Annotated in this window: 19 protein-coding genes and 1 pseudogene; 10 read left to right on the top strand and 10 right to left on the bottom strand. The window is 73.7% G+C overall.

The features are described from left to right. Positions 1 to 87 precede the first annotated feature (87 nt). A complete protein-coding gene (locus ACFYOU_RS31870; protein ID WP_391310566.1) occupies positions 88 to 3,108 on the bottom strand; it encodes an NACHT domain-containing protein in 3,021 nt (1,006 codons plus the stop codon). 650 nt (positions 3,109 to 3,758) lie between these two features. Here ACFYOU_RS31870 and ACFYOU_RS31875 point away from each other — a divergent pair. Further along, positions 3,759 to 4,472 carry a M23 family metallopeptidase gene (locus tag ACFYOU_RS31875; RefSeq protein WP_389772645.1) on the top strand — a complete coding sequence of 238 codons (714 nt, stop codon included), beginning with the start codon at positions 3,759 to 3,761 and terminating at the stop codon, positions 4,470 to 4,472. 105 nt (positions 4,473 to 4,577) lie between these two features. On the opposite strand, the gene cseC is transcribed toward ACFYOU_RS31875, so the two are convergent. The 5 genes from cseC to ACFYOU_RS31900 all read right to left on the bottom strand — a co-directional run bounded on the left by cseC (position 4,578) and on the right by ACFYOU_RS31900 (position 9,258). Further along, positions 4,578 to 5,897 (bottom strand): two-component system sensor histidine kinase CseC, encoded by a 1,320-nt coding sequence (gene cseC, locus ACFYOU_RS31880; RefSeq protein ID WP_389772643.1) that lies wholly within the window; start codon positions 5,895 to 5,897, stop codon positions 4,578 to 4,580. Positions 5,898 to 5,916: 19 nt separating this feature from the next. Beyond that, entirely contained in the window at positions 5,917 to 6,642 is a 726-nt protein-coding gene (cseB, locus tag ACFYOU_RS31885; RefSeq protein WP_391310569.1) for a two-component system response regulator CseB, read from the bottom strand. A 21-nt stretch (positions 6,643 to 6,663) separates the two neighbouring features. After that, on the bottom strand, positions 6,664 to 7,275 hold the full coding sequence (locus tag ACFYOU_RS31890) for a hypothetical protein (protein WP_391310571.1): 612 nt from the start codon (positions 7,273 to 7,275) through the stop codon (positions 6,664 to 6,666). A 104-nt stretch (positions 7,276 to 7,379) separates the two neighbouring features. Then, positions 7,380 to 7,919, bottom strand: coding sequence for a SigE family RNA polymerase sigma factor (locus ACFYOU_RS31895; protein WP_385484057.1), 540 nt, complete (start codon positions 7,917 to 7,919; stop codon positions 7,380 to 7,382). 391 nt (positions 7,920 to 8,310) lie between these two features. Further along, the gene (locus ACFYOU_RS31900; RefSeq protein WP_389772635.1) at positions 8,311 to 9,258 is read right to left on the bottom strand and encodes an A/G-specific adenine glycosylase; all 948 of its coding nucleotides are present in this window, start codon (positions 9,256 to 9,258) and stop codon (positions 8,311 to 8,313) included. A 206-nt stretch (positions 9,259 to 9,464) separates the two neighbouring features. On the opposite strand from ACFYOU_RS31900, the gene ACFYOU_RS31905 reads away from it, so the two are divergent. Both ACFYOU_RS31905 and ACFYOU_RS31910 read left to right on the top strand, forming a co-directional pair. Then, positions 9,465 to 11,156 carry a histidine kinase gene (locus ACFYOU_RS31905; protein WP_391310575.1) on the top strand — a complete coding sequence of 564 codons (1,692 nt, stop codon included), beginning with the start codon at positions 9,465 to 9,467 and terminating at the stop codon, positions 11,154 to 11,156. Then, a complete protein-coding gene (locus tag ACFYOU_RS31910) occupies positions 11,153 to 11,833 on the top strand; it encodes a response regulator (protein WP_391310577.1) in 681 nt (226 codons plus the stop codon). Before ACFYOU_RS31905 ends, ACFYOU_RS31910 begins: the two co-directional genes overlap by 4 nt. On the opposite strand, the gene ACFYOU_RS31915 is transcribed toward ACFYOU_RS31910, so the two are convergent. Beyond that, positions 11,827 to 12,282: a phosphatase PAP2 family protein gene (locus tag ACFYOU_RS31915; protein ID WP_391310579.1), complete on the bottom strand. Its 456-nt coding sequence runs from the start codon at positions 12,280 to 12,282 to the stop codon at positions 11,827 to 11,829. The two genes, ACFYOU_RS31910 and ACFYOU_RS31915, sit on opposite strands and share 7 nt — an antisense overlap. A 318-nt stretch (positions 12,283 to 12,600) precedes the next feature. Between ACFYOU_RS31915 and ACFYOU_RS31920 the strand changes: the two genes are divergently transcribed. After that, positions 12,601 to 13,461, top strand: coding sequence for a hypothetical protein (locus tag ACFYOU_RS31920; RefSeq protein WP_391310582.1), 861 nt, complete (start codon positions 12,601 to 12,603; stop codon positions 13,459 to 13,461). 220 nt (positions 13,462 to 13,681) lie between these two features. Here ACFYOU_RS31920 and disA read toward each other — a convergent pair whose 3' ends face one another. Then, a complete protein-coding gene (gene disA / locus ACFYOU_RS31925) occupies positions 13,682 to 14,740 on the bottom strand; it encodes a DNA integrity scanning diadenylate cyclase DisA (RefSeq protein ID WP_387005277.1) in 1,059 nt (352 codons plus the stop codon). Positions 14,741 to 14,867: 127 nt separating this feature from the next. Next, entirely contained in the window at positions 14,868 to 16,277 is a 1,410-nt protein-coding gene (gene radA, locus ACFYOU_RS31930) for a DNA repair protein RadA (RefSeq protein WP_391310584.1), read from the bottom strand. 119 nt (positions 16,278 to 16,396) lie between these two features. Here radA and ACFYOU_RS31935 point away from each other — a divergent pair, with 119 nt between their 5' ends. Beyond that, a complete protein-coding gene (locus ACFYOU_RS31935; protein ID WP_391310586.1) occupies positions 16,397 to 18,424 on the top strand; it encodes a hypothetical protein in 2,028 nt (675 codons plus the stop codon). A gap of 21 nt (positions 18,425 to 18,445) precedes the next feature. Here the strand turns inward: ACFYOU_RS31935 and ACFYOU_RS31940 are convergent, their stop codons facing one another. After that, positions 18,446 to 19,396 carry a hypothetical protein gene (locus ACFYOU_RS31940; protein ID WP_389772614.1) on the bottom strand — a complete coding sequence of 317 codons (951 nt, stop codon included), beginning with the start codon at positions 19,394 to 19,396 and terminating at the stop codon, positions 18,446 to 18,448. Between the two features lie 72 nt (positions 19,397 to 19,468). Between ACFYOU_RS31940 and ACFYOU_RS31945 the strand changes: the two genes are divergently transcribed. The 5 genes and pseudogenes from ACFYOU_RS31945 to ACFYOU_RS31965 all read left to right on the top strand — a co-directional run bounded on the left by ACFYOU_RS31945 (position 19,469) and on the right by ACFYOU_RS31965 (position 24,964). Then, positions 19,469 to 20,434, top strand: a complete 966-nt coding sequence (locus ACFYOU_RS31945; RefSeq protein WP_389772612.1) for a Ppx/GppA family phosphatase — start codon at positions 19,469 to 19,471, stop codon at positions 20,432 to 20,434. 77 nt (positions 20,435 to 20,511) lie between these two features. Continuing rightward, a complete protein-coding gene (locus ACFYOU_RS31950; protein WP_391310590.1) occupies positions 20,512 to 21,393 on the top strand; it encodes a TIM barrel protein in 882 nt (293 codons plus the stop codon). Continuing rightward, positions 21,390 to 21,998 (top strand): annotated as a pseudogene (locus ACFYOU_RS31955) (TetR family transcriptional regulator); the annotation flags it as partial. The gene ACFYOU_RS31950 and the pseudogene ACFYOU_RS31955, both read left to right, overlap by 4 nt. Positions 21,999 to 22,563: 565 nt before the next feature. After that, positions 22,564 to 24,414 carry a dihydroxy-acid dehydratase gene (gene ilvD / locus ACFYOU_RS31960; RefSeq protein WP_389772605.1) on the top strand — a complete coding sequence of 617 codons (1,851 nt, stop codon included), beginning with the start codon at positions 22,564 to 22,566 and terminating at the stop codon, positions 24,412 to 24,414. A 229-nt stretch (positions 24,415 to 24,643) separates the two neighbouring features. Then, positions 24,644 to 24,964, top strand: a complete 321-nt coding sequence (locus ACFYOU_RS31965; protein WP_385484030.1) for an SH3 domain-containing protein — start codon at positions 24,644 to 24,646, stop codon at positions 24,962 to 24,964.

The following is a 24,964-nucleotide window of genomic DNA, read 5'->3' on the forward strand; positions in this document are numbered from 1 at the left end:
CCGGCCCCGCGCGGACCGCACACGCTGAGGGGTTGCCCCCGGACTCGACGAGTCCGGGGGCAACCCCTTTTCCGTGCGTGCGGTGCTTCAGTCGTAGCTGACCTCGACGGTCTCGGGAAGCCGGTCGAACCCGTGCAGCCGCACTTCATGGCCGCCCATGGAAGGAATCCTCAGCCGGGCGAGCCGGGGGAATCGCGCGGCGAACGAAGAAACGTCGACCGGGTTCTCCTGCTGCACGTAGAACAGCGCCAGACGCCTGAGTTCCGGCAGGACGAGCGTGTCCGGCATCGCCATGAGCAGCTCGACGTCGAGTCCGAGTTCCGTCATGTGCTGAACCGCTCCCACGGACTCCCAGTCGTCGGGTGACATCCCGGGGTGAAGGGCCCACACCGTGAGCTCGTCCAGTTCGGTCAGCGCCTCGAACGATTCCCAGGGCGGACGATGCAGATTCGCCGTGTAGTCCAGGCTGCGAAGGGCCGGAAGTGCTGTCAGGGCGGAGAGGTCAAGCAGTTTGTCGCAGTTCTGAATGACCAGTGAGTGGAGCTTTTCGGCATCGCGCAGGCACTGGAGACCGGTCAGGGAACGATGGTTCAGGATCGTCAGTGCCTGTGGCTGATAGCGGGAGACGTAGGAGGCGATCGCGTCCGTTCCGATGTGGCCCGTCAGCTGTACTCGGGGGCGACCGCCGAGTTCTCCCAGGACGCGGAGTTCCTTCTCGCTCCGTACCGAGAAGTAGAGCCCTTCCGGATCGACTCGGGCGATGACCTCCTCGGCGTACCGGGCCGTGTCGAAGCGGTACCAGGACCACGCGAGTTGCGACCGTACGGAAAGGGACGGGTCGTGTGCGTAACGGGCGAGGAAGGGAATCGCGGCTTCGGACTCGATGCGTGACGCCGTGATGACCACCATGCGGGATTCCTCCGCTCCCAGTTCCCCCGGTCCGGGCAACAGGTCGAGGACGAGCGGGCCCACGGCGGCGAGCTTCCGGGCCGCTGCTGGATTCGGCGGGGGAATCAGCGCGTTCACGCGGTCCCCCACCCGTGTCCGCACCGCGGGGTCGAGTTCCGTAGCGTGTTCCAGGCAGGCGGCGGCGAGCAGGTGGATGCGGCTGCGGTCGCGGCGTTCGGTCGCCCGGTCGCCCGCCGCCACCAGGCCGTCCAGGATCTCCGCGCGTTCCCGGGGGCGGGCGTGGCCCACCGCCATGCGGATGACGTCCTCCCACTGGTCGTCGGCGGCGTGCTGGGTCAGCAGCCCGATGTCCCACTCCTCGACGGCCCGGCGGGCGCCCAGGTAGTCCTGGAAGGTGCGGTGCACGAAGGTCACCGCGCCCGGGGACGGTTCGAGGAGCAGGCCGCTGCGCAGCAGGAGGTGGGCGAAGACGGTGCGGGCGTCGCCGAGGGTCGCCGCTTCGGGCACGGCGGGCAGCGCCTCGCCGACGATGGCCTCGGCCCGGTCCCGGTCGAGTTCGGTGCGGCCGTTGCGGATCAGCCAGTAGGCGAGCCGTTGCAGCAGTTGGGTCTGCGGCTCCTGGCGCAGCTCCCGGCCGACCGTGGCGAGGACGTCGCGCTCCCGGTCGCGTCGGGCGAGCAGCATCGCGAGGGCGGCCTCGTACAACTCCTTGCGGCCGTGCGGGAGGTAGCCGCGGCGGTCCCGGTGCAGGGCGCAGATCAGGCCGCACATCAGGGGGTTGGTGGCGAGCCGGCCGAGGTCGGGTTGGGTGGTGACGGCGGTGAGCAACTGCCGTTCGTAGGAGTCGAGCAGGGCGGTGGTGGGCGCGTCGGTGCCGTGGCGGGCCGCGGAGTGCCAGCGGTGGATGAAGGAGTCCACGTGGGCGCGGCTCATGGGGGAGAGGGTGAGCTCCGTGAAGCCCTCGTCGGCCAGCCAGTCCTCCCGGACGGCGGAGGGGCGGGAGGTCACCAGCCAGCGGTTGCCGGGGTACGCGGAGACCAGGTCGGCGAGCCAGGTCCGGGTGCGGTCGCGTTCGACGTCGGGGACCTCGTCGATGCCGTCCACGAGGACGAGTGCGCGTCCGCCGGTCAGGACGTGGTCGGCCCAGCCCTGGGGTTGGGCGCCGGCCAGCGGGGAGCCGATGGCTTCGAGGAAGCGTTCCGGGCCGGGGAGCCGTTCGCCGTGCCGGGTGAGGGTGCGCAGCGGGAGCACGAACGGCACGCGGTCGTGCAGGTGGGCCAGCGGGCCGTCCGGGGTGGCGCGGGTGGCGGAGACGGCGAGCCACTGGACGAGCGTGGTCTTGCCGGAGCCGGCGACGCCCCGCAGCAGGACCTTGGGGTGGGTGGCGAGGACCCGGTCGGCGAGGTGCGTGGTGGCGGGGCGCGGGGCGGTGAGGTGGTCGGCGAGGGCGCCGGAGCGCGGCGGTTCGACGGGCTCCTCGGTGGAGGTGAGGCTCAGGTACGCCAGGTCCAGCGGCCAGGCGCCCGGTGTCGCGGTGAGGTCGATGCCGTAGATGGTGAGCTTGCTGTGCTTGGTGGCGACGTGGGTGCGGTAGCGGCGTTCGAAGGCGGCCCGGATCGTGTCGGGGCGGGGGGCGCGGGTGATGAGTTCGTCCAGCTTGGCGATGGTCTCGGCCTGGACACGGCTCTGGGCCACCAGGGTGCGGGCGATGAAGGTGGAGCGCTGGGTGAAGAAGTGCAGCACGTGCAGACAGGCCCACTCGACGGCGGACGTGTAGAACAGCGCGGCGTCGGCGGACAGGTGGTGGTCCGGGGGCGGGCCGGCGGCCTCGGCGGCCCGGGTGCGCAGGGCCTTCGCCAGTTCGCGGTGGCCGAGTTGCACGGCCTGGACGTCGTCCATGTCGAGGTCGCCGAGGGCGAGCAGGGTACGGGCGAGGGCGTCGGTGACGGCGGTCGCCTCGTCGGCGGGGAAGGCGCGTTCGCCGGGTGAGGTGAGGGCTTCGTGCACCAGATGGCCGGCGAGTCGGTGCAGCTGCGCTTCGGAGAGGGTGCGCCGTTCGCCCCGGAAGGACACGTAGGCCGAGAGCCGTACCGGCTGGTCGACCAGTCCCGCGCCGGGGCCCTCCGTCACGAACAGCTTCTTGACCAGGGGGGCGATCGCGCTGGAAGCGAGGCGTGCGCCCAGTACCGATGGGTCCATCCGGTCTCCCCCGTGCTCTTTCCGGTGCTCTTCGTGGTTCCCGTGTGCCGTGGGTCACCTCCGCCGCCCCGAACCGGCCCCGACCGAGCCCGATTCGACGTCCGCGGCGGTGCCCGGAACGCCCGGTCGAGAGTAGCCCGGGTCACATTCGGGGGGTGCTGGATCTTGCCTCCCGGTGACATGGGGCACAGGCGTTTTGTCCGGTACTACGGGGATTAGTGGATGGTTCGCGGTGGGTGGCCCGAGCTGGTGGACGGTCGGGGCGGGGCGGTCACGGGGGGTGGGCGGAGGGTGTGCGGGGTGGGGCCCGGGAGGGCCGGCGTTGAGGCGGTCCGCTGTGCCAAACCACCCGTCGCAGGGTTTTTTCTGGACTATTTCGGTCGAAAAGGGACGCAGGGTGAACGCTGTCAAGGCCCCACCACTGTGACGTTTATGTACGAGTTCGCCTAGTAGTGGAGGGGTTTGAACCGATGTGGGGTGGCGGGTTACCAATGAATCGCACCCCGGTCGGTACAGCGACGTACGCCGGGTCATCCCGTACCTGTCCGAGATCGCGCACCCCACGGTCCCGATGCCTCACCCGAGAGCGTCACGGCGGCCCGCGCGGCTCCCTCAGGACGCGTACGTCCCCCCAATCCGGAGGTTCCCGTATGTCTAAGTTCGCCACGTCCCTCAAGTCCGGTTCGTCCCTGATTCGTACCCGGACGGTCGCCGTCGTCGCCGGCGTCGGAGTCTCGGCCGCACTGGGCGCCGGGGTCGCGGCGGCTGCGACCCCGGGTCACGCCGTCACCTCGGCCCCGAGCACGGTCGCCGAGTCCGTCAAGGTCCAGGCCGCCGCCCAGGCGAAGGCCGCCAAGGCCACCGCCGCGGCGCAGGCCAAGGCCGCCGAGGCCGCGAAGGCCAAGAAGTCCGTCACCGCCAAGCCGGTCGCCGCGCAGAAGAGCACCGGCTGGGTCAAGCCGCTCAGCTCCTACGCGCTGTCCGCGAGCTACGCGCAGGCCGGCGGCATGTGGGCCAGCAAGCACTCCGGCCAGGACTTCGCCGTCCCGACCGGCACGCCCGTGAAGTCCATCAGCGGCGGCACCGTCGTCAAGGCGGGCCCCAACGGCGGTGGCGACGGTCCCGCGTACGGCAACGCCGTCGTGATCAAGCACAACAACGGCAAGTACTCGCAGTACGCGCACCTGTCGAAGGTCAACGTGCAGATCGGCCAGAAGGTCAACGCCGGTCAGCTGATCGCCCTGTCCGGCAACACCGGCAACTCCAGCGGTCCGCACCTGCACTTCGAGATCCGCAACACCCCGAACTACGGTTCCGCGATCAACCCGGTCGCGTTCCTCAAGGGCGTCGGCGTCTCGTTCTGACCCGACCGTCCCACGCCCCAGGGCACCCCGGCCCCCGGTCACCGCTCCCATGCGGTGACCGGGGGCCTCGCCGTGCCCGCCGTACGGGGTTCCCCGTGACCCGGGTCACTCGCCGGACGGGTTGAGCATCGGGAAGCTCCCCGTGTTCGTGGGCGCGTGCTCCGGCAGCCACAGCACCGCCACCGCCCCCTCGGCGGGCGCGTCCGCCGGCGCACCGGGCGGACGGATGTTGCGGAAGGTCAGCCGGGCCCCCAGTACCCGGGCCTGACCCGCGGCGATGGTCAGCCCGAGCCCGTGCCCGTGCCCCGCCCGGTCACTGCTGCCGGTGCGGAACCGGCTCGGCCCCTCGTCGAGCAGTTCCTCCGGGAAGCCGGGCCCGTGGTCGCGCACCCGCAGCACCCGGCCCTCGACGGTGACCTCCACGGGGGTCCGACCGTGCTTGGCCGCGTTCGCGAGCAGGTTGCCGAGTATCCGCTCCAGCCGGCGCGGGTCCGTGGTGACCTCCGACTCGTGCAGGACGTGGACCCGGACCCCCGTGTCCCGGACCGCGACCCGACGCGTCACGAACTCGCCGAGCAGGATGTCGTGCAGCTCGGCGCGCTCGGTGGCGCTGTCCAGCCGCGCCACCTCCAGCACGTCCTCCACCAGGGTCCGCATCGCCTGCGCCCGGTCCCTGACCAGTTCGCTGGGGCGGCCCGGGGGCAGCAGCTCGGCCGCGGTGAGCAGCCCGGTGACCGGGGTGCGCAGCTCGTGCGCGATGTCGGCGGTGACCCGGCGCTCGGCCTCCAGCCGCTGACGCAGCGCGTCGGCCATCGCGTCCACCGACCAGGCGAGGTCGTCCGTCTCGTCCCGGACCATCCCGCCGATCGCCTCGACGACCCGGACCTCGGTGTTCCCCTGGGCGACCTGGCCCGCGGCCACCGCCGCCTTGCGCAGCCGTCGGGACAGCTGGCCCCCGATGAGGACCCCCAGGGCGCAGCCGCCGAGCACCACCGCGGTCGAGCCGATGATCAGCGCCTGGTCCAGATCCCGCATGATCGTCGCACTGCGGTCCCGGAACGGGCTGTGCAGGGACAGCACCCGGCCGTCCTTGAGGGGCACCGCCGCCCAGATGTCGGGACTGCTGCTCGCGTCACCGGCCGCGACGTAGGTGGCGCGCCGGCCCTCGACGGCCTTCGCGCGCAGCTCGCCCGGGGTGTCCGGGTCGTCCACCCGGGCGCCGAACTGGAGCCGCCCGGTGGCCTCGTAGATCCGCTGGGCGACCTGCGCCCGCTCGTCCTGGAGGTCACGCGCGTTGTCCAGCATGGAGCCGCGGGCGGCGTTGTGGACGACCAGGCTCAGCACCAGCGCGACCAGGGCGCCGACCAGCGCGATCGCGGCACTCAGTTTCCAGCGCAGACCCGTTCGCAGGCTCAGTCCGCGCACCTTCCCCCACACGTCTATCTCAGGCCCTCAGCTTGTATCCGAAGCCGCGCACGGTCTCGATGCGGTCCTGGCCGATCTTCGCGCGCAGCCGCTGCACATGGACGTCGACCACCCGGGTGTCCCCGCCCCAGCCGTAGTCCCACACCCGATCCAGCAGCTTGTCGCGGGAGAGCACGGTGCCGGGCGCCGCCGAGAACTCCAGCAGCAGCCGCATCTCGGTCGGGGTCAGCGCGACGGGGCGGCCCAGGCGCAGCACCTCCATGCCGACGGTGTCGATCTCCAGGTCGCCGAAGGTCAGCACCCCGCCGACCCCGGCCTGCGCCCCGACGGCGCCGTCCTGGTGGCCCGCACCGGTGGCGCCCGTGCCGCTGGCGTGCCCGAAGCGGCGCAGCACCGCCCGGATGCGGGCCACCAGCACGGCACCGTCGAAGGGCTTGGTGACGTAGTCGTCGGCGCCCGCCTCCAGCCCGAGGACGACGTCGATGGAGTCGGCGCGCGCCGACAGCATGATCACCGGGACGGTCGACTCGTCCCGGATGCGGCGGCACAGGCTCACCCCGTCCAAGCCGGGCACCATCACGTCGAGCAGCGCGATGTCGGGGCGGTCCGCCCGGAACGAGTCGAGGCCCGACAGCCCGTCGGGCATCGCGGTGACCACGAAGCCGTCCCGCTCCAGTGCGAGCTGGGTCGCCTCGCGGATGACGTCGTCGTCCTCGACGAAGAGGACGTGGGTCTGCTCTGCCATCGGAATCCGTATCCGTCGCTCTCAGTTCCCGGGCGGCTCGGCGCTGGGGGTGCCCACCGCGTTGCTGTAGTCGTTGTGGGTGCGGGCCTGCTCCGTGAAGGAACCCTCGGCCCACCGGTACGTGATCACGTCCTCGCCCGAGGGGAACGCGACCGGGTCCTGCTCGGCGTAGACCTGCTGGGTGACGACGAGGTCGCCGCGGTCGATCTCGGCGTACACCGGGGGTTCTTCGGACCGGAAGACGTTCGTGTAGTCACCGCCCTGGGGACGGTACACGTACGCGCCGAGCCCCACGTTGTCCCCGCAGGACAGGACGTTGACGACGACGTCGGGGTGGGCGGCGCCGGTGAGGTTGCCGTAGCTGACGTCCACCGGGGGAGCGTCCTCGGGCCCGGTGCAGGGCCGCAGGTCCTTCTTCACGCCGTCGCTGACCTCGGGGTCGTCCAGCAGCAGTCGCACGGCGTTGACCCGCTTGGGGGCGGGCGAGGGCGAGGCCGTGGGCGGGGCGACCGACTGCCCGCCCGGTTCCTTGCGGGCCGGCCCCTCGTCGCGGGTGCCGGTGCCGCCGTCGGTGCACGCCACGAGGGAGACACCGAGCACGCCGAAAACGCCGATGGCGGTGAGCGCGGCCACGGCCGTGCTCCCCGCCCTCGGCGTGCGCGTCGTCCGGACGCGTCGCGTCCGGACGACGGTCGGCCCGGGTGGAGCGGTGTCCCGCTCCTTCCCGGACCGGATTCCTAGGCCGCGCAACGCTCCTGCTCCTCACGTTCGAGCGCGCTCGCGTCGAGACGCCGGCTCTCCAACTCCTGGCGGAGCCGTGCGAGGGCTCGGTGCAGCGTGCTCTTGACCGTACCGGCCGACATGCCGAGGGCGGCGGCCGTCTCCTCCGTGGACATCTGCTCCCAGTGTCGCAGCACCACGACGCTGCGTTGCTTGGGTGCGAGGACCTTCATGATGTCCATCAACAGCGCGCGGTCCGCGTGCTGTTCGGTGCTGTCCTCGACACTGCGCTCGGGCAGCGTCTCGGTGGGCACCTCCTCCAGCTTCCGGGCGCGCCACCACTCCGTCCGGGTATTGATCATCACGCGGCGCAGGTACGCGTCGGCCAGTCGCTTGTCCGCGATCCCGTCCCAGCGCCCGTAGGTGCGGACCAGGGCGGTCTGGAGGAGGTCCTGCGCCTCCACCGGATCGGGGACCAGTCGGCGGGCGCTGCGCAGCAGTGCGTCCTGCCGCGTGCGGACGTACTCCTCGAATTCGAGCACCTCGCCGTGCGCCATGCCCCGTCGCCTCCGATCCGGCCCCTGGCCGATGTCTCCCGTTGGTGTGCCTCGACGGCACAGCACAGAAGTTACGGAGGAGTTGTCACGGCACTGTGCGGGCCAGCACGCGACGGACGCACGGCTGTCCGTCGGTTGTGTAACAGATGTAGGCAAGCGGTAAGGGGGTCGGCGTTTGATGCGTTTTCGAGGCGGTTTGCCGAGCGTGACGGTGACACGGGGTGAGTCCGGCCGGGGCGTGACCGTGACATCACCGCACCCGGCGGCCCCGTCGCGCCCGTCCACCGCCCCGCGACGGGGAGCCCCCGTGACACGACCGGTACGGCATCGGGACGGGGCACCGGCAACCGTTCCGGCACCCTCGGGGCGGCCCCGCCGGGCGCGGGACCCGTCAGACGTGCGGCAGCCGGTACAGGCCGCCGGGCAGCGGCTCCACCAGCCCGTCCGACACCAGACCGTCCAAGGCCCGGGCCCGCTGCACCGGCTCGTCCCACACCCGGTTCAGCACCGCCTGCGGCACCGGGACCGTCGCCTCCCGCAACACCGCGAGCAGCTTGCCGCGCACCTGGCGGTCCGTCCCCGCGTACGTCTGGCCGCGCCGGGGCGGGCCCTCGTGCGCCGGCTTGCCCGCCAGCCGCCAGGCACACAGCGACGCGATCGGGCAGCGTTCGCAGCGTTCGTTGCGGGCCGTGCACACCAGCGCACCCAGCTCCATCGACGCGGCGGCCCACCGCGCGGCGACCGCCTCGTCCTCCGGCAACAGGGCGCGGGCGAGCTTGCGCTCGGCGGCGGTCGTCGCGTTCGGCGGGTACTGGGTGCCGGCCACCGCACGCGCCAGCACCCGACGCACATTGGTGTCCAGCACGGCGTGCCGCTGCCCGTAGGCGAACGACGCCACCGCGGCGGCCGTGTACTCACCGATCCCCGGCAGCGCCAACAACTGGGCGTGCTCGGCGGGGACGTCACCGCCGTGCCGCTCCGCTATGGCGACGGCCGCACCGTGCAACCGGAGCGCGCGGCGCGGATAGCCGAGCCGCCCCCACGCCCGGACCGCCTCCCCGGAGGGCTCCTTCGCGAGGTCGGCGGGGCGCGGCCAGCGGGCCAGCCACTGCTCGTACACCGGCAGCACCCGGCTGACCGGTGTCTGCTGGAGCATGAACTCGCTGACCATCACGCCCCAGGGGCCCGCCTCGGGACGGCGCCACGGCAGGTCGCGCGCGTGGTCGTCGAACCAGGCGATCGCCGGGTCGTGCAGGGCGGGCAGCGCACGGAGCGGGCCCTCCGGGGAGGTACGGGGGTCGGGAGCGGTACGGGGCGTGGGCTTCGTCGGCACAGTCATGGCACCGCCGATCCTGCCACGGGCACCGGGGCAGGGTCCGGGATATGCGGCCGAGCGGGGGCGGGTCGAGCCCCGCTCCCGCACCGGCGACCGGGCCCGCAGACCCGCCGGAACAGGGGTCCGGTCAGGTGCGATGCGTCCCGGTGCGTCCCCGTCAGGGGCGCCGTACGACGCCCGGAGCGGACCGGGACGGCAGAGGAGTGAGCGTGGACGCACAGGGTGACGTCCGGGAGACCCACCGCCGACGACGGGTGGACGCGGCGCTGTGGGCGGCCCTCTGCGTGCCCGTCCTGGCGGCCGGCCCGCTCGGGTTCAGCGAACCCCTGCCCCCGGGGCACCGGATCGCCGCGCTCGCCGTGCTGGCCGCCGCCACCGTGCTGGGCCGTGCCCGCCCGGTGCTCGCCTTCCTGCTGGTGGCGGCCCTGGCACTGGCCACCGGCTCCGCGCTGCTGACCCTGGAGACCGGTGCCGCGCTGACCGTGTTCGCCCTGCTGCTGGGCGTGCGCGCGGAGCGCGCCGGGCCCGCGCCGTACGCCTTCGGCGCGGTGCTGCTCCTCGGACTCGGCCGCAGCGCGGTGCGCGGGGTCGACCCGGTGAGCGAGGCGCTGGTCCTGGTCTCGGCCCTGCTGCTCGTGGTGGTGTTCCCCTGGCTGTGCGGACGGCACTGGCGCCAGCGCCGGGCCCTCGCCGAGGCGGGCTGGGCCCGGGCCGCGCAGCTGGAGCGCGAACAGCGCATCGTGGCCGACCGGGCGCGGCTGCGGGAGCGGGCCCGCATCGCCCAGGAGGTCCACGACTGCCTGGGCCACGAACTCAGCCTGATCGCGCTGCGGGCGGGCGCGCTGCAACTGGCCCGGGACCTGCCCGAGCGGCACCGGCGGGCCGCCGCGGAGCTGCGGTCGGCGGCGGCGGACGCCACGGACCGGCTGCACGCGGTGATCGGGCTGCTGCGCGAACCGGACGAGCCCGTGCCGCTGGAGCCCGCGCCGACCGACTCCATCGAGTCCCTGGTGCGGCGCGCGGCGGCCTCGGGGATGACGGTGCGGACGGAGCACCCGGGCGGCACGGGTGCGCTGGGTGCGCTCGGTGGGACCAGTGAGCCTGATGGGACTGGTGAGCCCGACGGGGCCGACGGGTCCGGCGCGGACGGGGCGTCGCGGTCTCCGCTCGCCGAGCAGCTGGCCCGGTCGGTGGTGCGGGAGGCGCTCACCAATGCCGCCAAACACGCTCCGGGCGCCCCCGTGACGGTGCGCACCGAACGCGGGGCGGACGGCACCACCGTCACCGTCACCAGCGGAGCGGTTCCCCCGCCGCCACCGAACTCGCCCACCGCCGCACCCGCCCACGGCTCCGGTGGCCCCGGCGGTTCCGGTGGCTTCGGGCTGCCCGGGCTGCGCGCCCGGGTCACCGCGCTCGGCGGGACCTTCACCGCGGGCCGCCACGGCACCGGCTTCCGCGTCCACGCCCGGCTGCCCGGACGCTCACCCGCCGGCCACGGCGCACGGACCCCGTACCGGAGCCGCCTCGACCGGCTCCGCCGGGTGCCGGCCGTCGTCGCCGTGCCGGCCCTCGGCGCGCTCTTCTTCGGCGGGGCGCTCGCCTGGTACGCCTACGCCCAGGCGCACTCCACCCTGGAGCCCGCGGCGTACGCCGCGCTGCGCCCCGGCGCGACCCTGGACCAACTGCGCCCCGTACTCCCCGACCGGGCGGCCGCCGACCCACCGGTGGACCGTGCGCCCCCGCGGCCGGCGGCGGCCGGCGAGTGCCGCTACTACCGGGCGGACGGGGAGCTCTTCACGATGGTCGAACACTTCAGGCTCTGTTTCGACCGGGACGGCGTCCTGGTCGCCAAGGACGTGGTTCCGCGGGCGCGGCTCGCGGGGGAGGGACCGACGGGATGAACGAGCCGAACGAACCGATCAGGGTGCTGCTCGCCGACGACGAGGCGATGATCCGCGCGGGCGTCCGCGCGATCCTCGCCGCCGACGACGGCATCGACGTGGTCGCCGAGGCGGGGGACGGCCACGAGGCGGTCCGGCTCGCCCAGGCGCACCGGCCGCACGTGGCACTGCTGGACATCCGCATGCCCCGCCTTGACGGGCTCGCCGCCGCCGAGGAACTGGTGCGGACCGTCCCCGGCACCGCCGTCGCGATGCTGACCACCTTCTCCGAGGACGCGTACGTCGCCCGGGCCCTCGGCGGCGGCGCCACCGGCTTCCTGCTGAAGTCCGGGGACCCGCACGAACTCCTCGCGGGGGTGAGGGCGGTGGCGGCCGGGGCGGCGTTCCTCTCGCCGAAGGTCGCCCGCCACGTCATCGACCACCTCGGTGGCGCCCGGCTCACCCGCGCCACCGCCGCCCGGGCCCGCACGGACCTCCTCACGCCCCGCGAACGGGAGGTGCTCGCCCTGCTCGGCGCCGGGCTCTCCAATCCCGAGATCGCCGCCCGGCTGCACCTGGTGGAGGGCACCGTCAAGGCGTACGTGAGCGCCGTCCTGGACCGACTCTCCGTCAGGAACCGCGTCCAGGCGGCGATCGTGGCGTACGAGGCGGGGCTCACCGACCACGGGGCTCAGTGACCCGACGTGTGCCGCCCCCGCTCCCGCCCCCGGTGCCGTACGGAGTCGAGCACCCGGGCGGCGGGCGCGGTCGCCAGCCGCAGGACGAGCGGCGCCACGACCGCCCCCAGCGCGAGGCCGACCACCACGTCGTGCGGGAAGTGCACGCCCACGAAGACCCGGGAGAACGCCGACAACAGCGCCAGCGGCACGGTGACCCACACCAGGCCCCGCCAGACCAGCGCCAGCGTCACCGCCGAAGCCCCCGCGATCGTGGCGTGGTTGCTGGGGAACGACCAGTCCCCGCGCTCCGGGCAGGCCACCAGGGACGCCGCCGCGCCCGCCACCGACCGGCACGGCCGGTCCTGGTCGAACACGGTCTTCGCCAACTCGCTCAGCAGGTAGGCGACACCGGTGGCGACGGGCGCCAGCAGGGCCGCGGCGAGCGGACGTCCCGTCGACCGCCGCACCCGCCACGAACAGGGCGACGAAGACGACGATCCCCGCCTCCGTGCCTATTTCTGCGGTGTGTTGGAGCCAGGAGGGGGAATCCCGGGCCAGCGAGGTGATGTCCAGGTACAGCTCTTCACTGAAATCCTTCATGGTCACGGAACGTACGGAACCGGCCCCGCCCGTCACACCCAGCGATCGTCAGGGCCCCCACCTGACGAAAGACAGGGTGCCGGGGGACGGTGACGGTCCGTCTCCGGGATGATGATCCGGAAAAGTTGCCCCGAGGGCGGCGGGTGGGGCGGGAGAAGCCGCCGATCTCTCGTACAGTTGCCGCCGTGGGATCTCTGCGCAATCCGGTCGGGCCGCTTCCCTCCAACATCTACTGGCGGCGGAGGGCGATTCTGCTGAGCCTGGCCGCCGTGCTGGCGTTGCTGATCATCTGGATGGTCAGTACCAGCGGTGGGGGCGGCAACGGGGACAAGACCAACGACTCCGGCGACAAGAACCCCGTGGCGTCCATCACCCCCGGGCCCTCCGGCTCCGGCCCGGCGATCAGTGAGAAGCCGGGCGGACGGGACGAGTCCGGGTCCGGCGGCTCCGGCGGCACGCAGTCCCCGGGCGCGACGGACGGCACGGACGGCGGTGAGGGTTCCGGCGGCTCTTCCGGCTCCGGAGGCGACTCCTCCGGCGGTACGGGCGGCGGCGACGGTGCGGACGGCTCCGGGGACGGCGAGGGCACCGGCGGTACGGGTGGCGCGGGCTCGGGCCAGCGGTTGCCGGCCGGGTCCAGCCTGCCCAACTGCACCTCCGCCGCGGTGAAGTTGACGCTGCGCAGCGTCGAGAACACCTACGCCCCCGGGCAGACCCCGAAGCTCCGGCTGATCGCGGAGAACTCCTCCGACGTCGACTGCAAGCTCGACCTCGGCGCCGAGCGGGCCGTGGTGACGATCACCCAGTCCGAAGGCGACAAGGACGTCTGGGCCTCCGACCACTGCGCGAAGGACTCGAAGAGCCTGCTGCTGCGGGTCCCCGCCAACGACTCCGCCACCCGCACCCTGGAGTGGAACCGCAAGCAGAGCGCCCCCGAGTGCGCCACGGCCCCCGCCGGCTCGGCGGCCCCCGGAACGTATCTGGTCGAGGCCGAGGCCCCCGGCCTCGCGACCGCGCGCACCTCGTTCGTCCTGCGCAAGGACTGAGCCCGCCGCCGGCCCGCCGTTCGGCGGGTGCGGCGCGGGCCGCGCAGAGCACCGCGGATTGGCGGCTTCCCGCCATCCGGACGCCGGTCGGACGGGGGGTGAAACGCCCACATCGCCCGCACGTCGCCCGAAGACCAGCGCTGAGCCGCGCAGCACGGCGGCCCCGCGCACCCCCCCGTCCGGCGCCTCCGCCCCCACGGGCGGACCATCGGGCGGACGGTCAGACGTAGCGTTCCAGGATCGACGACTCCGCGAGCCGCGACAGCCCCTCGCGGACACTGCGGGCCCGTGCCTCACCGACCCCGTCGACGGCCTGGAGGTCGTCCACGCTCGCGGCCAACAGCTTCTGGAGCCCACCGAAGTGCTCCACCAGCCGGTCGATGATCGCGCCGGGCAGCCGCGGCACCTTCGCCAACAGCCGGAACCCGCGCGGCGACACCACCGTGTCCAGCGCCTCCGGCGAACCGGTGTAGCCCAACGCGCGCGCCACCGTGGGCAGTTCCAGCAGCTCCGCATGGGTCAACGCGTCCAGCTCGAACAGCGCCTCGTCCACCGTGCGGGACCGCTTCGCCGTGGGCTCGGGAACGTAGTCCCGCACCACCAGCTCCCGTTCCGGCTCGACGCCCGCGATCAACTCGTCCAACTGGAGGGCGAGCAGCCGGCCGTCCGTGCCCAGCTCCACCACGTACTCGGCGATCTCGGTGGCGATCCGGCGCACCATCTCCAGCCGCTGGGCGACCGCGCTCACGTCGCGGACCGTCACCAGGTCCTCGATCTCCAGCGCCGACAGGGTGCCCGCGACCTCGTCCAGCCGCAGCTTGTAGCGCTCCAGCGTGGCCAGCGCCTGGTTCGCCCGGGACAGGATCGCCGCCGAGTCCTCCAGCACCCGCCGCTGCCCGCCCACGTACAGGGCGATCAGCCGCATCGACTGCGACACCGACACCACCGGGTAGCCGACCTGCTTGCTGACCCGGTCCGCCGTGCGGTGCCGGGTACCGGTCTCCTCGGTCGGGATCGTCGGGTCCGGGACGAGCTGCACGCCCGCCCGGAGGATCTTGGTGATGTCCTTGTCGATGACGATGCCGCCGTCCAGCTTGCACAGCTCGCGCAAGCGCGTCGCCGTGAACTCGACGTCCAGCACGAAACCGCCGCTGCACATCGCCTCGACGTTCCGGTCGAACCCGAGGACGATCAGTCCGCCCGTGTTGCCGCGGAGGATGCGCTCCAGTCCGTCCCGCAGGGCCGTGCCCGGCGCCACCGCGCTCAGGGCGGCCCGCATCAGGCCGTCGCCGCTCCCGCCGGACTTTCCGGGAGCCGCTGCCCGGTCGTTGGCTGCCACTGCTCTCCTCCGGTCGCGGTTCTGGGGGCGCCCGGGTTCGTACGGACGGGCGAGACCGGGGCAAAGTCTACCGGCGGTGCTCGGACTCCCGCGGGGCCTCTCCCCTACGACTCCTCGGCAGCACCCGCAGGGCGTCCCCCATGTTCGCCACCTCGGTCACTTTCATGCCCGGCGGGACCTTCCCCGGATCGGCTGGTACGAGGGCGTGGGTGAAGCCGAGCCGATGGGCCTCCGAGAGCCTGCGCTGCACCCCCGTCACCCGTCGGACCTCCCCGGCGAGCCCCACCTCCCCGATCGCCACCAGGTTCTTCGGCAGGGGGGTGTCGCTGGCCGCGCTGGCGAGCGCGAGCGCGATCGCGAGGTCGGCGGCCGGCTCCGACAGCCGCACCCCGCCGACCGTCGCCGAGTAGATGTCCCGCTTGCCCAGCGCGCTGATCCGGCCCCGCTGCTCCAGCACCGCCAGCATCATGGACACCCGCGAGGTCTCCAGCCCCGAGGTGGTGCGCCGCGGGGAGGGGATCTGCGAGTCCACGGTGAGCGCCTGCACCTCGGCGACCAGCGGACGGCGGCCCTCCAGGGTGACCGTCAGACAGGTGCCCGGAACCGGCTCGTCGCGCCGGGTCAGGAACAGGCCCGACGGGTCCGCCAGACCGGTGATGCCCTCGTCGTGCAGTTCGAAGCAGCCCACCTCGTCGGTGGTCCCGTACCGGTTCTTCACCCCGCGCACCAGCCGCAGCCGGGCGTGCCGGTCGCCCTCGAACTGGAGGACCACGTCCACCAGGTGCTCCAGCAGCCGCGGACCCGCGATGGCGCCGTCCTTGGTGACGTGCCCCACCAGCAGCGTCGACATCCCGCGCTCCTTGGACGCCCGGATCAGCGCCCCGGCGACCTCCCTGACCTGCGCCATCCCCCCGGGCGCGCCGTCGATCTCCGGGGAGGCCACCGTCTGCACCGAGTCCAGGATCAGCAGGGACGGCTTCACCGCGTCCAGATGGCCGAGGACCGCCGCCAGGTCCGTCTCGGCCGCGAGGTACAGGTGGTCATCGATCGCGTGGATGCGGTCCGCCCGCAGCCGCACCTGGCTCGCGGACTCCTCGCCGGTCACGTACAGCGTGCGGTGCTCCTCGCTGGCCGACTTCGCCGCGACGTCCAACAGCAGCGTGGACTTGCCGACGCCCGGCTCACCCGCCAGCAGCACCACCGCGCCGGGCACCAGACCGCCGCCCAGCACCCGGTCCAACTCCGGTACGCCCGAGGAGCGCGCGGTGGCCTGCCGGCCGTCGACCTGCCCGATCGGCACGGCGGAGGTGGTGACCCGGCCGGGCGCGGTGGTGCGGACGGCGGGCGCGCCGTACTCCTCGACGGTGCCCCACGCCTGGCACTCGGCGCAGCGGCCGAGCCACTTGGCCGTCTGCCAGCCGCACTCGGTGCAACGGTAGGACGGACGGTCCTTCGCGGTCTTCGTACGGGCAGCCATGGAGCGAACGGTAGCCGCACCCACTGACAGGTCCCCTTTCGAGGGACCCCATCACCCGTACGGGTTAAATGCGCTCAAGGTGCGGGAGAGGCCGTGGACCGCCGCCTACGGTCGCACGCGTGACGAGCAGCAGGGCGGGCCACCCCGCCCGCACCACCGGAGCACACCGGGCACCGAGGTCCGCGCACCAGCGGGTCGGCTCCCGGAAGGGGGGCCCGGCCCCCCGCCCGTCCCCGCGCCACGAGCCGCACCTCGACGGGCTGTTCACGTACTGCCTCTCCGTGCTGTGCGACCACGACGCCGCGGCGGTCGCCCTCGCCGAGGTCCTCGTACTCGCCGAACGGCGGCGCGCCCGCGGGCCCGCCGCGGAGGCGGAGCGCAGGGCCTGGCTCTACGCCCTCGCGCGCTGGACGTGTCTGCGGCGCCTCGCGGAGGTGCGCAACGGTCCGCCGGCCGAGAAGAAGAAACGTCAAGGCAGCCGGATACCGGGCCGACACCGGGCCGCGCCCCCCACCGCGGACGCCGTGACCGCGGACGCCACGGCCACAGGTGCCACGGCCACAGGTGCCACGTCCGTGGACGCCATGTCCGCGGACGCTGGGACCGCACGCGCCACGACCGCGCCCGATCCGCCCCCGTCCGACCCGACCGGGGCAGGCCCGGCACCAGGTCCGGCACCAGGCCCTGGGTCAGCTCCCGGATCAGCTCCCGGATCAGGCGCCGGGTCGGGGGCCGCACCGAGCGCCGGGGCGCGGGCCGTCGCGCGGGCCGGGGGCACGGTCCGCGCGCGGCACCGCGAACTCGCCCTGCTCGCCTGGCCGGAGGCCGCCGGCGCCACCCCCGAGCAGCGCGAAGCGCTGGAACTCGCCGTGCGCCACCAACTCACGGCCCACGAGGTCGCCGCCGTCCTCGGTCTCGACACCGGACGCACCCGGGACCTGCTCGCCTCCGCCGCCTGCGAGGTGGAGCGCACCCGGACCGCCCTCGCCGTCGCGCGATCCGGCTCGTGCCCCGGCGCGTCCGGCCTCGCCGAGGACGACCGGGTCCTCCTCGATCCCGACCGGCGCGGACGGTTGGTCCGCCACGTGGACGACTGTCCGCGCTGTCGCCGCGCGGCCGAACGCGCCCGGCCGGACGCCTGGCCCGGGACCAGCGTGACCCCCGCGGCGCTGCCGATACTGACGGCGCCCCGCCCCGAGGTCCGGGCGGCCATGGCGCACGCCCCGCGCGCCCGGCGCGGTGCGCCCCGCTTCGACCGCCGGGGGTTCCCGCTCGCCCCACAGGAGCACACCGACCGTCGGGAACGGCTACGGGCCCGCGCCGTGACCACGACCGTCGTCGCGACGGTGGTCGCCGCCCCGGTGCTGGCCCTGTGGACCACCCGCGACCAGCCGCGGAGCGCCGACGGCGCCCCCACCACCGCCAGCGAGGTGGAGCGGATCGGCGGGACCGGCGCCGAGCAGGCACCCGACACCCCGTCCGACCGGGGCGACCCGGGCCCGGCCGGGAAGACGGCGGGCGCCGGCAACACCCCCACCACGGCGGACCCGCCCGGCAGCCCGGCCCGGGTCTCCGCCGAGGTCGTCACCCCGGAGGGGGTCGTCCCGGGCGCCGACCGGCTCGGGGTCGCCGTCCGCTCCCGGGGCGGCGCCACCACCCTCGTCCTCACCGCCCTCGGGGACGCCCCGGTGCACTGGTCCGCCACCGTGCACGCCCACTGGCTGCGGCTCTCCCGCACCTCGGGAACCCTCGCTCCCGGTGACACCGTCGTCCTGCGGGTCCACCTCGACCCGCGGGCCGAGCCGCCCGGCTCCTGGACGGCCCGGATCTCCCTGCACCCCGCCGGTGCGTTCGTGCTCGTCCGGGGGCACGGCGCGGTCCCGCGTCCACCCGCGTCCGGGACACCGGGCCCGTCCGGTCCGACCGACGGCTCCGACACCTCGGGCGGCGGACCGACCCCGGGGCCGAGCCCCTCGCCCACCGCCACGCACTCCTCGCCGCCGCCCGACCCGGGAACGTCCGCACCCTCGGAACCCGGGACCGGGACGGGCGCGCCGGGCACTCCCGGCGGGACGGACGGGACCGGCGGCGACCCGTCCGGCGGCACCGGGCGACCCCCAGCGGGCGACGGCGGTCCCGAAGGCTGAGCGGCCCCGCCCGGCGCGGACTCAGCGCCCGGCGGGCCGGGCCGGGTCGGCGGGGTGCGGCGCGAGCAGCGGCAGCCGCGAGGCGAGCCGCTGCTCGCACAGCTCGACCAGCCGGTCGTAGCCGTCCTTGCCCATCAGCTCCGTGAGCTCCGCCCGGTACGTCACGTACACCGGGTCGCCCGCACCGTGCGCGGAGGTCGCCGAGGTGCACCACCAGTGCAGGTCGTGGCCGCCCGGACCCCAGCCCCGGCGGTCGTACTCGCCGATCGACACCTGGAGGATCCGGGTGTCGTCGGGGCGGTCGATCCACTCGTACGTCCGCCGCACCGGCAGCTGCCAGCACACGTCCGGCTTGGTCTCCAGCGGCTCGCGCCCCTCCTTGAGGGCGAGGATGTGCAGCGAGCAGCCCGCGCCCCCCGCGAAGCCGGGACGGTTCTGGAAGATGCAGGACCCCTTCCAGCGCCGCGTCTGCCGGTCCCCGTCCTCGTCCTCCTGGACCCAGCCGCCCCCGTCCTCGACCGCCCGGTTGCCGACCTCGTGGTGCTGCCACATCTCGGGGGTGAGCCGCGCCACGTGACCGGCGACCCGGACCTCGTCCTCCTCGTCGGAGAAGTGCGCGCCCAGGGTGCAGCAGCCGTCGTCCGCGCGCCCGGCCTCGATGCCCTGGCAGCCGCTGCCGAAGATGCAGGTCCAGCGGGAGGTCAACCAGGTCAGGTCGCAGCGGAACACCTGTTCGTCGTCGGCCGGGTCGGGGAACTCGACCCAGGCCCGCGCGAAGTCGATGCCCTTCTCGTCGGGCACCGCGGCGCCACCGGACCGGCCGGCCACCGGCAGCGCGCCCTTGCCGCGCCCGCCCTTGCCGCCGCGCCCGGCCTTCGCCGCCTTGCCGGCGGTCGGGTCCTGGGCGGCGGTCGGGTCCTGGGCGGACGGACCGGTCGATTCCTCGCGCTTCGCCTTTTTCGTCTTTGGCACACATCAAGGGTATGCGTGCCGAGCGTCACGTGTGGCGGGCCGGTGCCCGAGCGCACAGTAGCGTTGGCGCTCATGAGACTTGGTGTCCTGGATGTGGGCTCGAACACGGTTCATCTGCTGGTGATGGACGCGCACCCCGGTGCGCGCCCGCTGCCCGCGCACTCCCACAAGGCGGAGCTGCGGCTCGCCCAGCTCCTGGACGCCCAGGGCGCGATCGGCGAGGACGGCGTCGCCCGGCTGGTCTCCACGATCCACGAGGCGCTCCAGGCGGCCGAGGACAAGGGCGTCGAGGAGCTGCTGCCGTTCGCCACCTCCGCGGTCCGGGAGGCGAGCAACGCCGACGAGGTGCTGCGTCGGGTGCGCGAGGAGACCGGGGTGGAGCTCAAGGTCCTCACCGGCGAGGAGGAGGCCCGGCTGACGTTCCTGGCCGCCCGCCGCTGGTTCGGCTGGTCGGCCGGGAAGCTGCTGGTCCTCGACATCGGGGGCGGCTCCCTGGAGATCGGGTACGGCATAGACGAGGAACCCGACGCCGCCGCCTCGCTGCCGCTGGGCGCCGGGCGGCTCACCGCCGGGTGGCTGCCCGACGACCCCGTCGACCCGGCGGACGTGCGGGCCCTGCGGCGGCACGTGCGGGCGCAGATCGCCCGGACGGTCGGGGAGTTCACCCGCCTCGGGGGCGCCGACCACGCGGTCGCCACCTCGAAGACGTTCAAGCAGCTCGCCCGGATCGCGGGCGCCGCGCGCGGCGCCGAGGGGGAGTACGTGCAGCGGGAGCTGCGGCGCAGCTCGCTGGAGGGCTGGGTGCCGAAGCTGGCCGCGATGACCTCCGCGGAGCGGGCCGGGCTGCCGGGCGTCTCCGAGAACCGGGCGGGGCAGCTGCTCGCGGGCGCGCTGGTCGCCGAGGCGGCACTGGACCTGTTCGGTCTGGAGACGGTCGAGATCTGCCCCTGGGCCCTGCGCGAGGGCGTCATCCTGCGTCACCTCGACCACCTGACGAGCTCCCGGACGCCGAGCCACCCGACCGCCGAGCTGCCCTGACGGTGCCGCGCACCCGGCGGCGGGCCCGGAACCCCGGGGGCGCCCCGGACGGTTCCGGACCCCCGTACGCTGTGCTCGTGGCAGAACAGAAGGCGCGCGTTCCGGACGCGAAGGTCGCCCTGTCGACGGCCTCGGTCTATCCGGAGTCGACGGCGACGGCCTTCGAGGTCGCCGCGCGCCTCGGCTACGACGGCGTCGAGGTCATGGTGTGGAACGACCCGGTCAGCCAGGACGTGGAGGCGCTGCGCCGGCTGTCGGACCACTACGGGGTGCCCGTCCTCGCGGTGCACGCGCCCTGTCTGCTGATCACCCAGCGGGTGTGGTCCACCGACCCGTGGACCAAGCTCCAGCGGGCCAGGGCCGCCGCCGAGCGCCTCGGCGCCGCGACCGTGGTGGTGCACCCGCCCTTCCGCTGGCAGCGCCAGTACGCCCGGGACTTCGTCCGCGGCGTGCAGCGGATGGCCGACGAGACGGACGTCCGGTTCGCCGTGGAGAACATGTACCCCTGGCGCTACCGCGACCGCGAGGCGCTCGCCTACGCCCCCGACTGGGACGTCACCAAGGAGGACTACCCGCACTTCACGCTGGACCTCAGCCACGCGGCGACCTCCCGTTCCGACGCCCTGGCCATGGCCGACCGGATGGGCGGCCGGCTGGGACACGTGCACCTCGCCGACAGCTTCGGCTCCGCCAAGGACGAACACCTGGTGCCCGGCCGCGGTGACCAGCCGTGCGCCGCGTTCCTGGAGCGCCTGACGAGCAGCGGCTTCGACGGCCACGTGGTCGTCGAGGTCAACACGCGGCGTGCGATGTCCAGCGCCGAACGCGAGGCCGACCTCGCCGAGGCGCTGGCCTTCGCCCGCCGCCACCTCGCCCGCGTCCCGGGGCCAGGCGTCCCGGAGCCCGGCACCGTGGACCCCGGCGCCCCGGCCCCGCACCGGGGGGTGCACCGCCCGTGACCTCCGCCACCCCGCGCCGCCGGGGCCGCCCCTCCCGCGGTGAGGCCGCGCACGGCCCGGACACCCGGGAGCTGATCCTGCGCACGGCCCGCGAGGAGTTCTCGGCCCGCGGCTACGACAAGACGTCCGTGCGCCAGATCGCCAAGGCCGCCGGCGTCGACCCGGCGCTGGTGCACCACTACTTCGGTACGAAGGACGAGGTCTTCGCCGCGGCCATCGAGGTCTCCCTGGAGCCGGCGGTGACGGTCGCCTCGGTGCTCGGCGGGGGCACCGAGGGCATCGGCGAGCGGCTGGCCCGGCACTTCCTCGGCATCTGGGAGGACCCGACGACCCGGGCCCCGATGCTCGCGGTGGTCCGCTCCGCCCTCACCCACGAGGCCGCCGCCAAGGTCCTGCGGAGTTTCGTGCTGCGGCAACTGCTGGAGCGCATCGCCCGGGAACTCGACGTGCCCGATCCACGGTTCCGCGCGGAGCTCGCCGCCTCGCACATGATCGGCATCGCGATCCTGCGGTACGTGATCCAGGTGGAGCCGATGGCGAGCGCCGACCCGGAGGAGATCGTGACGATGGTCGCGCCCACCCTCCAGCGCTACCTGACCGAGGCGGTACCGCCGCCGACGCCGCCCGCGACCGCCGGGACGGACCCGGGGACGGACCCGGGCGCCGACCCGGGGACGGACCCCGGCCCCGACCCGGGGACGGACGCGACCGGTACGGGACCCGCGTCCCGCACGTGACACACTTTCCGTACCGGACCCTTCCGTACGGAACCACCCTTCCGCACCGGACGCCCGCCCGGCGGCACGGACCGTGCGCCCGGGAGCACACCCCGCCCCGTACGCACCCGGCGCACGATCCGGCGCGGACCCACCGCCGCACACCCGCTGCGGCGCCCGTACACGCACCCACCCGCGTGCGGGGTCGCGCCCGCGACCGGCTGCGTACCCCGTAGCCCCGCACCTCTCCGTACCTCCCGTACACGCAGGTGAGAGGCCGTACCGACGAGCGGTGCGGTGCCGGCCGAACCGTTCGACCTCCGAGATATCCGTCTCACATTCCGGAAACTCCTGTCCGGATCTTGGAGGGCCGGCGTAGGCTCGGCACAGCCATACCTGCCTTGACCGGCCCCGCGCAGCCGCGCGCGGAGCCACCCAGAAGGAGCGAGCGACGATGCCCGAGCTGAGGTCCCGCACTGTCACCCACGGCCGCAACATGGCAGGTGCCCGAGCCCTGATGCGCGCCTCCGGGGTAGCCAGCGAGGACATCGGCAAGCCGATCATCGCGGTCGCCAACTCCTTCACCGAGTTCGTCCCCGGCCACACCCACCTCCAGCCCGTGGGCCGGATCGTCAGCGAGGCGATCAAGGCCGCCGGGGCCGTCCCGCGCGAGTTCAACACCATCGCCGTGGACGACGGCATCGCCATGGGCCACGGCGGCATGCTCTACTCGCTGCCCTCCCGCGACCTGATCGCCGACAGCGTCGAGTACATGGTGGAGGCCCACTGCGCCGACGCCCTCATCTGCATCTCCAACTGCGACAAGATCACCCCCGGCATGCTGATGGCGGCGCTCCGCCTCAACATCCCCACGATCTTCGTCTCCGGCGGTCCCATGGAGGCCGGCCAGGCCACCCTGGTCGACGGCACGGTCCGCAAGCTCGACCTGGTCAACGCCATCGCCGACGCCGTCGACGAGAGCATCTCCGACGAGGACATCCTCCGCATCGAGGAGAACGCCTGCCCCACCTGCGGCTCGTGTTCCGGCATGTTCACCGCCAACTCGATGAACTGCCTCACCGAGGCGATCGGGCTCTCCCTGCCCGGCAACGGCTCCGTCCTCGCCACCCACACCGCACGCCGCGCCCTCTACGAGCGCGCCGGCGCCACGGTGGTCGAGCTGGCCCGCCGCTACTACGAGCAGGACGACGACTCGGTCCTGCCCCGCAACATCGCCACCCGCGCCGCGTTCGAGAACGCCATGGCGCTCGACATCGCGATGGGCGGCTCCACCAACACGATCCTCCACCTGCTGGCCGCCGCCCAGGAGGCCGAGCTGGAGTACGGCCTCGCCGACATGGACGCCGTCTCCCGCCGGGTCCCCTGCCTGGCCAAGATCGCCCCGAACGTCGCGCCCACCACCACGTACTACATGGAGGACGTGCACCGCGCCGGCGGCATCCCCGCGATCCTCGGCGAGCTCTACCGGGGCGGACTCCTCAACGAGGACGTCCACACCGTGCACTCCCCGTCCATCAAGCAGTGGCTCGACGACTGGGACGTCCGGGGCGGCAGCGCCTCCGACGAGGCCGTCGAACTCTGGCACGCGGCCCCCGGCTGCCGGCGCTCCGCCGAGGCGTTCTCCCAGTCCGAACGCTGGGACACCCTCGACACCGACGCCGCCCACGGCTGCATCCGCGACGTCGAGCACGCCTACTCCCAGGACGGCGGCCTCGCCGTGCTGAAGGGCAACCTCGCCGTCGACGGCTGCGTCGTGAAGACCGCGGGCGTGGACGAGTCCATCTGGACGTTCGAGGGCCCGGCCGTGGTCTGCGAGTCCCAGGACGAGGCCGTCGACAAGATCCTCCGCAAGGAGATCAAGGCCGGCGACGTCGTCGTCATCCGCTACGAGGGCCCCCGCGGCGGCCCCGGCATGCAGGAAATGCTCTACCCGACCTCGTTCCTGAAGGGCCGCGGCCTGGGCAAGGTGTGCGCCCTGGTCACCGACGGCCGCTTCTCCGGCGGCACCTCCGGCCTGTCCATCGGCCACGCCTCCCCCGAGGCGGCCTCCGGCGGCACGATCGCCCTGGTCCAGGACGGCGACCTCATCCGCATCGACATCCCGAACCGCGGGATCGACCTCCTGGTGGACGAGGACACCCTCGCCGAACGGCGCGAAGCACTCGGTGGCGTGTACGAACCGAAGCAGCGCGAGCGCAAGGTCTCGGCCGCGCTGCGCGCCTACGCAGCGATGGCGACCAGCGCCGACAAGGGCGCCGTGCGCGATGTGAGCAAGCTGGGCTGACCTGCCCGGCCGTCCGGCGGGGCGCACGCTGCGCCTCCCGGTCGTCACGGGAATCCCCCGAAAATCCCGGGAGACTTACGCCCCTCACGGTGCAACTACACACCCGTGAGGGGCGTCTTCTTATGTGTCCCACATGGGTGGGCACCTGTCAGGGGGAGGTATCACCGGTGCGTGCGGCGCTGCCGTGCGTGGCCGGAACCACCCGTCACGCTCCTCGGGGGAGGAACACATGAGCGAAAAGATCACGACACTCGGCGCCGGTCCCGATCAGGTGGACGGCGACACCGTCGCCGCCCAGGCCGCGAGGGCCACCACCTACCTCGTGGTGGCCACGGTGAACGCGCGCAGCGGCCCCGGCCTCTCGTACCCGGTGGTGGTCCAGATCGCGGGCGGCACCCGGGTCTCGATCACCTGCCAGAAGCGCGGCACCACGATCACCGGGCCCCTCGGCACCACCAACATCTGGGACAAGATCGGCAACGGACGCTACGTGTCCGACGCCTACGTCCAGACGGGCAACGACGGCTTCGTCCGTCCGGAATGCCCCTGA

Source organism: Streptomyces sp. NPDC005955, from assembly GCF_042871255.1.
GTDB lineage: Bacteria > Actinomycetota > Actinomycetes > Streptomycetales > Streptomycetaceae > Streptomyces.

Excerpts from the sequence above, each read along its gene's own strand:
- ACFYOU_RS31870 (WP_391310566.1), bottom strand. The coding sequence starts at position 3,108 with ATGGACCCATCGGTACTGGGCGCACGCCTCGCTTCCAGCGCGATCGCC.
- ACFYOU_RS31875 (WP_389772645.1), top strand. The coding sequence starts at position 3,759 with ATGTCTAAGTTCGCCACGTCCCTCAAGTCCGGTTCGTCCCTGATTCGT.
- cseB (WP_391310569.1), bottom strand. The coding sequence starts at position 6,642 with ATGGCAGAGCAGACCCACGTCCTCTTCGTCGAGGACGACGACGTCATC.
- ACFYOU_RS31895 (WP_385484057.1), bottom strand. The coding sequence starts at position 7,919 with ATGGCGCACGGCGAGGTGCTCGAATTCGAGGAGTACGTCCGCACGCGG.
- ACFYOU_RS31900 (WP_389772635.1), bottom strand. The coding sequence starts at position 9,258 with ATGACTGTGCCGACGAAGCCCACGCCCCGTACCGCTCCCGACCCCCGT.
- ACFYOU_RS31910 (WP_391310577.1), top strand. The coding sequence starts at position 11,153 with ATGAACGAGCCGAACGAACCGATCAGGGTGCTGCTCGCCGACGACGAG.
- disA (WP_387005277.1), bottom strand. The coding sequence starts at position 14,740 with ATGCGGGCCGCCCTGAGCGCGGTGGCGCCGGGCACGGCCCTGCGGGAC.
- radA (WP_391310584.1), bottom strand. The coding sequence starts at position 16,277 with ATGGCTGCCCGTACGAAGACCGCGAAGGACCGTCCGTCCTACCGTTGC.
- ACFYOU_RS31945 (WP_389772612.1), top strand. The coding sequence starts at position 19,469 with ATGAGACTTGGTGTCCTGGATGTGGGCTCGAACACGGTTCATCTGCTG.
- ilvD (WP_389772605.1), top strand. The coding sequence starts at position 22,564 with ATGCCCGAGCTGAGGTCCCGCACTGTCACCCACGGCCGCAACATGGCA.
- ACFYOU_RS31965 (WP_385484030.1), top strand. The coding sequence starts at position 24,644 with ATGAGCGAAAAGATCACGACACTCGGCGCCGGTCCCGATCAGGTGGAC.